12 protein-coding genes are annotated in these 12,487 nt (G+C 71.3%); 9 read left to right on the top strand and 3 right to left on the bottom strand.

The annotated features are described in order from the left end of the window. Positions 1–44: 44 nt before the first annotated feature. On the top strand, positions 45–614 hold the full coding sequence (locus AOK01_RS36670; protein ID WP_055519394.1) for a GNAT family N-acetyltransferase: 570 nt from the start codon (positions 45–47) through the stop codon (positions 612–614). 70 nt (positions 615–684) lie between these two features. Continuing rightward, positions 685–2,379: a proline--tRNA ligase gene (locus AOK01_RS36665; protein WP_055519393.1), complete on the top strand. Its 1,695-nt coding sequence runs from the start codon at positions 685–687 to the stop codon at positions 2,377–2,379. A 94-nt stretch (positions 2,380–2,473) separates the two neighbouring features. Here the strand turns inward: AOK01_RS36665 and AOK01_RS36660 are convergent, their stop codons facing one another. Genes AOK01_RS36660 through AOK01_RS36650 form a run of 3 tightly spaced genes read right to left on the bottom strand, consistent with a single transcriptional unit; the run spans position 2,474 to position 4,435 of the window. After that, entirely contained in the window at positions 2,474–3,367 is an 894-nt protein-coding gene (locus tag AOK01_RS36660; RefSeq protein ID WP_055519391.1) for an aminoglycoside phosphotransferase family protein, read from the bottom strand. Between the two features lie 28 nt (positions 3,368–3,395). Then, positions 3,396–3,896: a ferritin-like domain-containing protein gene (locus AOK01_RS36655; RefSeq protein WP_245702567.1), complete on the bottom strand. Its 501-nt coding sequence runs from the start codon at positions 3,894–3,896 to the stop codon at positions 3,396–3,398. Continuing rightward, complete coding sequence (locus tag AOK01_RS36650) at positions 3,893–4,435, bottom strand: hypothetical protein (protein WP_107100009.1); 543 nt, start codon at positions 4,433–4,435, stop codon at positions 3,893–3,895. Before AOK01_RS36650 ends, AOK01_RS36655 begins: the two co-directional genes overlap by 4 nt. A 207-nt stretch (positions 4,436–4,642) precedes the next feature. On the opposite strand from AOK01_RS36650, the gene rimP reads away from it, so the two are divergent. The 7 genes from rimP (at position 4,643) to truB (ending at position 12,109) form a co-directional block, all read left to right on the top strand. Then, the gene (gene rimP / locus AOK01_RS36645; RefSeq protein ID WP_055519389.1) at positions 4,643–5,182 is read left to right on the top strand and encodes a ribosome maturation factor RimP; all 540 of its coding nucleotides are present in this window, start codon (positions 4,643–4,645) and stop codon (positions 5,180–5,182) included. A 2-nt stretch (positions 5,183–5,184) separates the two neighbouring features. Then, a complete protein-coding gene (gene nusA / locus AOK01_RS36640; protein WP_079104058.1) occupies positions 5,185–6,315 on the top strand; it encodes a transcription termination factor NusA in 1,131 nt (376 codons plus the stop codon). A gap of 119 nt (positions 6,316–6,434) precedes the next feature. Next, complete coding sequence (locus AOK01_RS42140) at positions 6,435–6,716, top strand: YlxR family protein (RefSeq protein WP_079104057.1); 282 nt, start codon at positions 6,435–6,437, stop codon at positions 6,714–6,716. Positions 6,717–6,878: 162 nt separating this feature from the next. Further along, complete coding sequence (gene infB, locus AOK01_RS42135; protein WP_079104056.1) at positions 6,879–10,067, top strand: translation initiation factor IF-2; 3,189 nt, start codon at positions 6,879–6,881, stop codon at positions 10,065–10,067. 249 nt (positions 10,068–10,316) lie between these two features. Beyond that, complete coding sequence (locus tag AOK01_RS36630; RefSeq protein WP_055519386.1) at positions 10,317–10,613, top strand: DUF503 domain-containing protein; 297 nt, start codon at positions 10,317–10,319, stop codon at positions 10,611–10,613. 75 nt (positions 10,614–10,688) lie between these two features. Further along, on the top strand, positions 10,689–11,207 hold the full coding sequence (gene rbfA / locus AOK01_RS36625; protein ID WP_055519383.1) for a 30S ribosome-binding factor RbfA: 519 nt from the start codon (positions 10,689–10,691) through the stop codon (positions 11,205–11,207). Then, entirely contained in the window at positions 11,204–12,109 is a 906-nt protein-coding gene (truB, locus tag AOK01_RS36620) for a tRNA pseudouridine(55) synthase TruB (protein WP_055519381.1), read from the top strand. The genes rbfA and truB overlap by 4 nt, the downstream gene beginning before the upstream one ends. Positions 12,110–12,487: the final 378 nt, after the last annotated feature.

Raw genomic sequence — 12,487 nt, 5'->3', positions numbered from 1 at the left:
CCTCCCCACCCCAACCCGGCGGAGCGCCCCGGTAGTCTCCGGGCATGTTCCGCTTCCCCGGTCAGGGCCCGCTCGCGCCCGACGACGTCGTCATCGGCCCGCTGGACCTGGCCACCCGGATCGACGAGGCCCTGGCCGTCCAGGCCGTGGCCTTCGGGCTCGGTTCGGACGAGATCGCCGTACGACGCCAGATCGTGCTCCGCCACCTCACCTTCCCCGGCGCCCGCGCGTTCGGCGCGACCACCGCCGACGGACGGCTCGTCGGCTTCGTCTACGGCATGCCCAACGACCGCGCGCACTGGTGGTCCACCGTCGTCGAGCCCTATCTGCGGGGTCAGGGCCACGACGGCTGGCTGGACGACTCCTTCGTGATCACCGAGCTGCACGTCCATCCGGACTTCCAGAACCGCGGGGCAGGCCGCGCTCTGATCACCACCATCACGGACGGCGCCGCCGAACCGCGCTCGATCCTCTCGGCCATCGACACACAGAGCCCGGCCCGCGGTCTCTACCGCTCACTCGGCTACGAGGACCTGGCCGTACGGGTGCTGTTCCCCAGCGCACCGAAGCCGTACGTGGTGATGGGCGCCCCCTTGCCCCTCCGCCGCCGATAACGGATTTCGGAGACGGCGGGCACCCGGCTAATCTCCTAGCACCACCCTTACGCAGCAGGAGTCGAGAACCATGGCCCAGGTCCAGCGCATGTCCCGTTTGATGGTCAAGACACTGCGTGACGACCCGGCGGACGCCGAGGTACTCAGCCACAAGCTGCTGGTGCGCGCCGGCTACGTACGCCGTACCGCCGCCGGCCTGTGGTCCTGGCTGCCGCTGGGCAAGAAGGTGCTGGCCAACGTCGAGCGGGTCGTCCGCGAGGAGATGGACGCCATCGGCGCCCAGGAGGTCACGCTGCCCGCCCTGCTGCCGAAGGAGCCCTACGAGGCGACAGGACGCTGGGAGGAGTACGGCCCCGAGCTGTTCCGCCTGAACGACCGCAAGGGCGGCGACTACCTCCTCGGCCCGACCCACGAGGAAATCTTCACCCTCCTGGTCAAGGACCAGTGCACGTCCTACAAGGACCTGCCGGTGATCCTCTACCAGATCCAGAACAAGTACCGCGACGAGGCCCGCCCGCGCGCCGGCATCCTGCGCGGCCGCGAGTTCCTGATGAAGGACTCGTACTCCTTCGACACGGAGGACGAGGGTCTGGCCGAGTCGTACGCCCTGCACCGCGAGGCGTACCAGAAGATCTTCGCGCGTCTCGGTCTCGACTACCGCATCTGCGCGGCCGTCGCCGGCGCCATGGGCGGCTCCAGGTCCGAGGAGTTCCTCGCCCCGGCCGCGGCCGGCGAGGACACCTTCGCCGACTGCCCGAACTGCGACTACGCCGCCAACACCGAGGCGGTCACCTACACGCTGAAGCCGGTGGACGCGGCGGGGGTCCCCGCCCTGGAGGAGATCCCCACCCCCGACACCCCGACCATCGAGACGCTTGCCGCGTTCCTGGCGGTGCCCGCCTCCGCCACGCTGAAGAACCTGCTGGTCAAGGTGGACGGCGAGATCGTGGCGATCGGTGTGCCCGGCGACCGCGAGGTCGACATGGACAAGGTGGAGGGACACTTCGCCCCCGCCGCCGTCGAACTCGTCACTGCCGAGGACTTCACGGGCCGCGCCGACCTCGTACGCGGTTACGTGGGCCCGCAGGGCCTGGAGAAGGTCCGCTACCTCGCCGACCCGCGCGTCGCCCCCGGCACCGCCTGGATCACCGGCGCCAACAAGGAAGGGCTGCACGCGAAGAACGTCGTCGCGGGCCGTGACTTCGAGGTCGACGCGTACGTGGACGCGGTCGTCGTGCAGGAGGGCGACCCCTGCCCCGTCTGCGGCACCGGCCTCACGCTGGACCGCGCCATCGAGATCGGCCACATCTTCCAGCTCGGCCGCAAGTACGCCGACGCCCTCCAGCTCGACGTGCTCGGCAAGCAGGGCAAGCCGGTCCGCGTCACCATGGGCTCGTACGGCATCGGCGTCTCGCGTGCCGTCGCGGCGCTCGCCGAGCAGCACGCCGACGAGCAGGGCCTGGTCTGGCCCGCCGAGATCGCCCCGGCCGACGTCCATGTCGTCGCGGCGGGCAAGGCCCTCCAGACCGAGCTGGCGCTCGACGTCTCCCAGCAGCTGGGCGCGGCGGGTGTCCGCGTGCTGGTGGACGACCGCGCGGGTGTCTCACCCGGCGTGAAGTTCACGGACGCCGAACTCATCGGCGTACCGAAGATCCTGGTGGCCGGCCGGCGTTCCGCCGAGGGCGTCCTGGAACTGAAGGACCGCCGCACCGGCGAACGCGAGGAGCTGACGGTGCCCGAGGCCATCGCCCGCCTCACGGCATAACACCCCGGAGCCCCGCGCCCTTCAAGGGGCGCGGGGAACGGCGCGCTCAGCCCACGACGACGCGCGCTCGGCAGCCCACCATCGCTCCACCCTCCTACAACCAGGCGGCGAACTCCAGCAGCAGCTCGCCGTCCTGCGTACGGCCAACCCGTCGGGCCCGTACGCCCGACTCCACGGCCCGGAACAGCGTCCAGCCGCGCAGCCGCTCCTGATCCACCTCCAGCGACTCCGCGAGACGCTTCACCCGCCGACGGGTGGTGGCGGCGCCGGACGGCGAGGCGATCAGGTCCTCGACCCGGTCACGGACCAGCCGGGCCAGGTCGAAGGCGCACTCGCCGACCACGGGGTCGGGCCCGACGGCCAGCCAGGGGCTGCGTTCGCCGGCCAGCACCTTGCTCTGGCGGAAGACGCCGTGCAGCAGACGCGCCGGGGGCGCCGAGGCCAGCAGCTCCGCACGGGCCGCGAGGGCCGCCTCGACCAGGGGCGCCGCCTGGGCGTCCGCGCCCGCCCGCATCGCTTCGGCCTGCCGTCCCGTCCGCTCGGCCACCGTCTCGAAGACATGGTCCGCGGGCGGCTCGACCCACAGCCTGCGCAGCGTCCCCGCCGCCTCCAGCATCGACTTGGCCTCCGGCAGCGACCGCACCGACACATCGGGATGCAGCCGCTCAAGCAGCAGTACGCCCTCGGCGCCGGCCGGCTCCAGAAGGCGTACCGCGCCCAGGCCGCCCCAGTGCGCAAGGGCGGCCCGCTCGCTCTCCGGCCGGGCCCGGCCCGGCGCCAGCTTCAGTACGGCGGGGGTGTCGTCCGGCAGCCGGACCAGGATCACCAGGCTGCTGCGCCCGCCGGGAACCTGCACACGCTCCACGGTCGACCCGCGTAGCGCGACGGCCCGCCGAGCCGCCTCAGGCAGCTTCGCCAGCCAGTCGTCAGCGCCCGGTGCCGCCTCGCCGAGCGCCTTGACCAGACGCCGCGGCGGTTCGAAAGCCATGCGCGAGTCGTTCCCTTCCCTGGACGCGTTACGTGGTCGGTGTCGCCGACGCGGTGGACGTGGCCGACCGCTCGGCGAGACCAGGGAAGGCTACGCTCTCGCCGCGCCAGCGCACCGCCCGCACCGCTGCCTCCCGCAGGGCCTGGGCCGCCGCCTGCCGCCGGTCGCCCTCGGCGGCCCGGACGAGGTCGGAGTACACCCCCGCCACGCGGTCCTCCAGCTCGGCGGCGAGCCGCACGGCCGATTCCGAGTCCGTCACCGTGAACGGCAGCGCGTACGCGGCAGCCGCCGGCTCGGGCTTCCCGTCCAGGTCGCGCACGGCTCGCGCCATCTCGTCCCGGCGCGCCCGGTGCGCGTCGTACGCGGCCCGCACCTCGGTCCGCCGTCCCTCACGGATGTGGCCGCCCACGACTCCGTAGCCGTACACGGCGGCGTGCTCGGCCCCGAGCGCGGCCTGCACGGCCGTCAGCTCCGCCTTCGCCTTCGCCGACACCTGCGCCTGCGCTCTCGCCCCGCCGGAACCGCTCACTTCTCGTCCTCCGTCAGCAGAAACGCGTGCCCCGCACCGGCCGCGGCCACCGAGGCCAGCAGCCGGGCCAGCTCTCCCGGCGCGTCAAGGAGCGCCTTCGTGCGCCGGTCCGTCACCTCGCGCTCGGCCGCGGCGAGTTCGGCGAGGGCCTCCTTCCGCGTCGTCGGCACCTCGGGGGAGGGAGCCGCCGACGCGGAGGCGGACGCGGACGCGGACGCGGACGCCGTGTCCGACGCCCGCCTGCCGCCCCCGAACGCCTCGGCGTGCCGTACGACCTCCGCCAGCAGCGGTGAAAGCCGGCCGCTCAGCGCGGGATGCGCGGCGAGCACGGCCTCGTACCGCTGTGCGAGCCGCTCGCTGTCGCGGGCCGCACGCGCGCGTGCCCGCGCGGCGGCGGACGAACTCCCGCCGACGGCCTCCGAAGAGGAGCCGGAGGCGGAGCAGCCGGCGAGAAGCACGGCGCCCGTACCGGCGGCCCCGGCGAGCAGGCTCCTCCGGCGCGGCCCCGAGGGGGTGCGTGACAGGGGGGTGAAGGGCACGGCAGACGTCCTCGGAGGGCTCGTTCGAACGAAATGGGCGACAGGCCCTTGATCACGGTACCCGCGTACCCGCCCCCGCACCCACCAGCGGCGCCGTCCCGCTTGAGGGCGGGACTCGGTGGACGGCAACACCCCTTGGGACCGGATACCCTTTGACCTGACACGCGACCTACCCACAACAGCACACGCGGCCGAGGAGTCACCCGGATGAGCACCACCCAGAGCGAGAGGCTGCGAGAGCTCCTGGAACCGCTCGTCAGCTCCCAGGGACTCGACCTCGAAGAGATCGAAGTGGACTCGGTCGGACGCAAGCGTGTGCTGCGCGTCGTCGTCGACTCCGACGAAGGAGCCGACCTCGACGCGGTCGCCGATGTGAGCCGCGCGCTCTCGGCGAAGCTCGACGAGACCGACGCCATGGGCCAGGGCGAGTACACCCTGGAGGTGGGAACGCCCGGCGCCGAGCGCGAGCTCAGGGAACACCGTCACTACGTACGTGCCGTCGAGCGACTCGTGAAGTTCCAGCTGACGGACGGCGACGAGCTGGTCGCCCGGATCATCGCGGTCGACGACGAGGGCACGGACGTCGAGGTGCCCGGCGTGAAGGGGCGCAGGCCCACCGCCAGGAGGCTCGCCTTCGAGGACATCGCCAAGGCGCGCGTCCAGATCGAGTTCAACCGCAAGGACAAGAAGGCCGAGACGGCTGATACGGCCGATACGGACATGAAGGAAGAAGAGGAGGAGGCGTAGCCGTGGACATCGACATGAGTGCCCTGCGGGGTTTGGTGCGGGAGAAGGAGATCTCCTTCGACCTGCTGGTCGAGGCGATCGAGGCGGCCCTCCTCATCGCCTACCACCGCACCGAGGGAAGCCGCCGCCACGCGCGCGTGAAGCTCGACCGGGAGACCGGCCACGTGACCGTGTGGGCGAAGGAGGACCCCGCCGACCTGGAGGAGGGGCAGGAGGCGCGCGAGTTCGACGACACACCGTCGGACTTCGGGCGCATCGCCGCCACCACCGCCAAGCAGGTCATCCTGCAGCGCCTGCGGGACGCGCAGGACGACGCGACGCTCGGCGAGTACGCGGGCCGGGAGGGCGACATCGTCACCGGTGTCGTCCAGCAGGGCCGCGACCCGAAGAACGTGCTCGTCGACATCGGCAGGCTGGAGGCCATCCTGCCGGTGCAGGAGCAGGTCCCCGGCGAGTCGTACCAGCACGGCATGCGGCTGCGGTCGTACGTCGTGCGGGTGGCGAAGGGCGTACGCGGCCCGTCCGTGACGCTCTCGCGCACGCACCCGAACCTGGTGAAGAAGCTCTTCGCCCTTGAGGTGCCGGAGATCGCCGACGGGTCCGTCGAGATCGCCGCCATCGCCCGCGAGGCCGGCCACCGTACGAAGATCGCCGTCCGGTCCACCCGGTCGGGGCTGAACGCCAAGGGCGCCTGTATCGGCCCGATGGGCGGCCGTGTGCGCAACGTCATGGCCGAGCTGAACGGCGAGAAGATCGACATCGTCGACTGGTCCGACGACCCCGCCGACATGGTCGGCAACGCGCTCTCCCCGGCCAGGGTCTCCAAGGTCGAGGTCGTCGACCTCGCGGCCCGTTCCGCGCGCGTGACGGTCCCCGACTACCAGCTGTCGCTGGCGATCGGCAAGGAAGGGCAGAACGCCCGGCTCGCCGCCCGGCTGACCGGCTGGCGCATCGACATCCGCCCGGACACCGAGCAAACCGGTGAACGGACCGGTGAACGGGCCGACACACGGACTGACGCACGGACTGACGCACGGGCCGAGGCGCGGAGCGGTGAGCGGACCGGTGATCGGGGCGGTGACCGCAGCAATGACCGGGGCGGTGACCGGCACGGCGGCCGGGCCGGGGAATAGACCGGCCGGGGAATAGATCCGAGCCGCAGGTGGCTTAGATCACGACAGTTTCCGTGTATGGCAGCTGTTCGACACTTGCCCCAAAGGGGTGAGGTCGGTGCAGGGAGGTAGACTTAAGAGTGTCTGGCCGGACGCATGCCCGCGCATGCCCTGAACGCACCTGTGTGGGGTGTCGGGAGCGAGCGGCCAAGACCGATCTGCTGCGTGCTGTGGCGACCGAGGGCGAATGCGTCCCCGATCCTCGCGGTACGCTGCCCGGCCGGGGTGCGTATGTACACCCCGCCCTGGTCTGTCTGGACCTGGCGGTCCGCCGCCGGGCGTTCCCACGGGCGCTGCGTGCCCCGGGTCAGCTCGACACAAAGGCGTTGCGCCAGTACGTCGAGCGGACAGACAGTTGCTGAGCAGGCAACACCGTAAGGAGTGTCGCGCGGAGCCCCGTGCGGCCCTGGTACCCCGCGAGTTGGAAGTAGGTCGAGATTGCGATGAGCACTCGATGAGCACGCGATGAGTACGCCCATGAAGTAGCGACGGTCCGGACGCAACCCGGACCTAAAAGGAGCGAAGTGGCTAAGGTCCGGGTATACGAACTCGCCAAGGAGTTCGGGGTGGAGAGCAAGGTCGTCATGGCCAAGCTCCAAGAACTCGGTGAATTCGTCCGTTCGGCGTCCTCGACGATCGAGGCGCCCGTAGTACGCAAACTGACCGACGCCCTCCAGCAGGGCAACGGCGGCGGCAAGCCCGCCCCGCGCAAGGCCGCGCCCGCCAGGCCGGCCGCACCCTCTCCGGCGCAGGCGGCCCGTCCGGGTCCGGCAGCGCCGCGTCCGCCGGCCCCGAAGCCGGCCGCCGCAGAGACGTCCGAGGCCCCGGCGGCCCCGGCCTCCGGTACGCGTCCGACGCCGGGCCCCAAGCCCGCGCCGAAGCCCGTCCCGGCATCTCCGGCTCCGGCCGCGCCGGAGTTCACGGCGCCGCCCGCGGCTCCCGCCGCTCCCGCCGTTTCGGAGACCCCGGCCGCGAACACGCGTCCGAGCAGCGGTGCCCGTCCCGGCGCGCCGAAGCCCGGTGTCCGTCCGGCCGGCCCCGCACAGGGTGGTCAGGGTGGTCCGGGTCAGGGCCGCGGCGAGCGCACCGACCGCGGTGACCGTGGCGACCGTCAGGGCGCCCCGCGTCCCGGCGGCCAGGGCACGCGTCCCGGCGGTCGTCCCGCAGGCCCGCGTCCCGGCAACAACCCGTTCACCTCCGGCGGCTCCACCGGCATGGCGCGTCCGCAGACGCCCCGTCCGGGCGGCGGCCGTCCCGGCCCCGGCGGTCCTGGTGGCCCCGGTGCTCCCGGTGGCGCTCCGCGCCCCCAGGGCGCGGGCCAGGACCGTGGTCCCCGTCCGCAGGGCGGCCCCGGTGGCGCTCCGCGTCCCGGTGGCGGTCCCGGCGGCAACCGTCCGAGTCCGGGCGCCATGCCTCGTCCGCAGGGTGGTCCCGGTGGCGCTCCGCGTCCCGGCGGCGGCCCCGGCGGCAACCGTCCCAACCCCGGCATGATGCCGCAGCGTCCCGCTGCGGGCAGCCCGCGTCCGGGCGGCGGTGGCCCCGGTGGCGGCCGTGGTCCCGGCGGTGGTGGAGGTCGTCCCGGCGGTGCCGGTGGCGGTCGTCCCGGTGGCGGCGGCTTCGCAGGCCGTCCGGCCGGTCCCGGTGGCGGTGGCGGCGGTTTCGCCGGTCGTCCCGGTGGTCCCGGTGGCGGTGGCGGCGGTTTCGCCGGTCGTCCGGGTGGTCCCGGTGGCGGCGGTGGCCGTCCCGGCTTCGGCGGTCGTCCCGGTGGTCCGGGTGGCCGTGGTGGCACACAGGGCGCCTTCGGTCGTCCCGGTGGTCCCGCGCGTCGTGGCCGCAAGTCGAAGCGGCAGAGGCGCCAGGAGTACGAGGCCATGCAGGCCCCGTCGGTCGGCGGCGTCATGCTGCCTCGCGGCAACGGACAGTCCGTCCGCCTGTCGCGCGGTGCGTCCCTCACCGACTTCGCGGAGAAGATCGGCGCCAACCCGGCGTCGCTCGTCGGCGTGATGATGAACCTCGGCGAGATGGTCACTGCCACGCAGTCCGTCTCCGACGAGACGCTGAAGCTTCTCGCGGACGAGATGAACTTCGTCCTTGAGATCGTCAGCCCCGAGGAGGAGGACCGCGAGCTTCTTGAGTCCTTCGACATCGAGTTCGGCGAGGACGAGGGTGGCGAGGAGTTCCTCGTCGCGCGTCCGCCGGTCGTGACCGTCATGGGTCACGTCGACCACGGCAAGACCCGCCTGCTCGACACCATCCGCAAGACGAACGTCGTCGCGGGCGAGGCCGGTGGCATCACCCAGCACATCGGTGCCTACCAGGTCGCGACCGAGGTCAACGGCGAAGAGCGCAGGATCACCTTCATCGACACCCCGGGTCACGAGGCGTTCACCGCCATGCGTGCTCGTGGTGCGAAGTCGACCGACATCGCGATCCTCGTGGTGGCGGCCAACGACGGCGTGATGCCCCAGACGATCGAGGCGCTGAACCACGCCAAGGCGGCCGGTGTGCCGATCGTGGTCGCGGTCAACAAGATCGACGTCGAGGGTGCCGACCCGACCAAGGTGCGCGGCCAGCTCACCGAGTTCGGTCTGGTGGCCGAGGAGTACGGCGGCGACACGATGTTCGTCGACATCTCCGCCAAGCAGGGCCTCAACATCGAGAGCCTGCTGGAGGCCGTGGTCCTCACCGCGGACGCCTCGCTCGACCTGCGGGCCAACCCGGAGCAGGACGCGCAGGGTATTGCGATCGAGTCCCACCTGGACAAGGGCCGCGGCGCCGTCGCGACCGTCCTGGTCCAGCGAGGCACCCTGCGGGTCGGCGACACCATGGTGGTCGGCGACGCGTACGGCCGTGTCCGAGCGATGCTCGACGACAAGGGCGAGAACGTGGAAGAGGCGACCCCGTCGACTCCGGTCCTCGTCCTCGGTCTGACCAACGTCCCGGGCGCCGGCGACAACTTCCTCGTCGTCGACGAGGACCGCACGGCCCGCCAGATCGCCGAGAAGCGCGCGGCGCGTGAGCGCAACGCCAACTTCGCCCGGCGCGGAGTCCGGTTCTCCCTGGAGAACCTGGACGAGGCGCTCAAGGCCGGTCTGGTGCAGGAACTCAACCTCATCATCAAGGGCGACGCGTCCGGTTCGGTGGAGGCTCTTGAGTCCTCGCTGCTCCAGCTCGACGTCGGTGAAGAGGTCGACATCCGCGTCCTGCACCGTGGTGTGGGTGCGGTCACCGAGTCGGACATCGACCTGGCGACCGGATCCGACGCCATCGTCATCGGCTTCAACGTCCGCGCTGCGGGCCGCGCGGCGCAGATGGCGGAGCGCGAGGGCGTCGACGTCCGCTACTACTCGGTGATCTACCAGGCCATCGAGGAGATCGAAGCGGCCCTCAAGGGCATGCTCAAGCCGGAGTACGAAGAGGTCGAGCTCGGTACGGCGGAGATCCGCGAGGTCTTCCGCTCGTCCAAGCTGGGCAACATCGCCGGTGTGCTTGTTCGCTCCGGCGAGGTCAAGCGCAACACCAAGGCGCGGTTGCTGCGTGATGGCAAGGTCATCGCGGAGAGCCTCACCATCTCCGGTCTGCGTCGCTTCAAGGACGACGTCACCGAGATCCGCGAAGGGTTCGAGGGCGGTATCAACCTCGGCAACTTCAACGACATCAAGATCGACGACGTCATCGCGACGTACGAGATGCGCGAGAAGCCGCGCGCGTAGCGCCTGCGGCTTGGCTTGACCGTGTGGGGTTGGCCGACGGGAACTGGTTCCTGTCGGCCAACCCCCACGGGGTTTTTCGCCCCGTCCTCGTCTGCGGGCCCCCACCACCACCCACCCGCAGACGACGCACGGCCCCCACGGGGCGAAACCCCGTCGAGCCGACCGCAGGTTCGTTGTACCGTTCTGGTGTCCCGCCAAGAGCTTGGCCGGGCCACCTACCCCGTACCGGCGGGACATCCGGACACACATATGTACGTGGGGACTCTGTCCTTCGACCTCCTCCTCGGCGACATACGGTCGCTGAAGGAGAAACGCTCCGTCGTCCGCCCGATCGTGGCCGAGCTCCAACGCAAGTACGCGGTGAGCGCGGCGGAGGTGGAGCACATGGACCTCCACCGCAGGGCCGTCATCGGACTGGCGGTGGTCTCCGGGGACACCGGGCACCTGACCGACGTACTGGACCGGTGCGAACGCCTGGTCGCCGGGCGCCCCGAGGTGGAGCTGCTGTCGGTGCGACGGCGGCTCCACGGCGAGGACGACGAGTGAGCGTGCGACGAGTGAGCGTGCGGCGACAAGGATCGGCCGTACACGGATCAGCAGATACAAGAGGGAGACGGACCAGTGGCCGACAACGCGCGGGCGAAGAGGCTGGCGGACCTCATTCGAGAGGTCGTAGCCAAGAAGCTGCAGCGTGGGATCAAGGACCCGCGGCTCGGTTCGCATGTGACCATCACGGACACCCGGGTCACCGGGGATCTCCGTGAGGCGACCGTCTTCTACACGGTGTACGGGGACGACGAACAGCGCGCGGAGGCCGCCGCGGGCCTGGAGAGCGCCAAGGGCGTGCTCCGCTCGGCGGTCGGCGCGGCGGCGGGCGTGAAGTTCACACCGTCGCTCACTTTCGTGGCGGACGCCCTGCCGGACACCGCCAAGACCATCGAGGACCTGCTGGACAAGGCACGGGCCAAGGACGCCGAGGTGCGCGAGGTCTCGGCGGGCGCCGCGTTCGCCGGTGACGCCGACCCGTACAAGAAGCCGGAAGAGGACGACGAGCCCGGCGACGAGGACGACGAGGACGACGAGGACGCCGAGGACGACGGGTCGGACGACGACGAGAAAGACGGCGACGCCGCCAAATGACGCAGAAGCAGCAGACGCCCGACGGCCTTGTCATCGTCGACAAGCCGTCGGGCTTCACTTCGCACGACGTGGTCGCCAAGATGCGCGGGATCGCGAAGACCCGCCGTGTCGGACACGCGGGCACCCTCGACCCCATGGCGACGGGCGTGCTCGTCCTCGGCGTCGAGAGGGCGACCAAGCTCCTCGGGCACCTCGCGCTGACCGAGAAGGAGTACCTGGGCACCATCCGGCTCGGGCAGAACACCCTGACGGACGACGGCGAGGGCGATCTCACCTCGTCGGCCGACGCCTCCAAGGTGACGCGGGACGCCATCGACGCGGGGATCGCCGAGCTCAGCGGCGACATCATGCAGGTGCCGTCCAAGGTCAGCGCCATCAAGATCAACGGCGTGCGCTCGTACAAGCGGGCGCGCGAGGGCGAGGACTTCGAGATCCCGGCCCGGCCGGTGCGGATCTCGTCGTTCGCCGTGTACGACGTCCGGGACGCCGTGGCCGAGGACGGTACGCCCGTGCTCGACCTGATCGTCTCGGTGGTGTGCTCGTCCGGTACGTACATCCGTGCGCTCGCCCGTGACCTGGGCGCCGGCCTGGGGGTCGGCGGCCACCTGACGGCGCTGCGGCGCACCCGCGTGGGCCCGTACAAGCTCGACGCCGCCCGCACCCTCGACCAGCTCCAGGAGGAGCTGACCGTGATGCCGGTCGCGGAGGCCGCCACGAGCGCGTTCCCCCGGTGGGACGTGGACACGAAACGCGCGCAGCTGCTGATCAACGGTGTGCGGCTGGAGATGCCCGAGGTGTACGCCGGGGCCGGAGCCGTCGGGGTGTTCGATCCCGAGGGGCGGTTCCTGGCGCTGGTGGAGGAGCAGAAGGGCAAGGCCAAGAGCCTCGCGGTCTTCGGCTGACCCTCGGAGGACGGGCGGACGGGGGCCTCTTCTCGCCCCTCTTCTCGTCCCTCTTCCTCCTTCTTTCTTCTCGTTCTGCTTGTCGTGGAGCGGCGTTCACGGGGTTACCCGTGCGCGCCGCTCCACTGTTCCCCCCTCTGTTCCCCCACTCAAAGATGTATCCATCCAGCCACCTTCATTCACCCGTCCGGGCAGGCGCTCGGAGTGAACCGGGGGAGCAGAAGGGGGCTTGTTCGGCTCGGGATCTGTCGCGTCCGATCATCGCGTGCCTACCGTCGGAAATCGAAGCGCCGAAAGCATCGAAGCACGGTACGGCGCGCGCGGTGGGGAGGGTCGAGCATGACGGGAGGGAGCCCGCGGGCCGGGGAGGGGCAGGAC

It is taken from the genome of Streptomyces aurantiacus, from assembly GCF_001418335.1.
Classification (GTDB): domain Bacteria; phylum Actinomycetota; class Actinomycetes; order Streptomycetales; family Streptomycetaceae; genus Streptomyces; species Streptomyces aurantiacus.
This window is presented reverse-complemented; position numbering and strand designations above follow the sequence as displayed.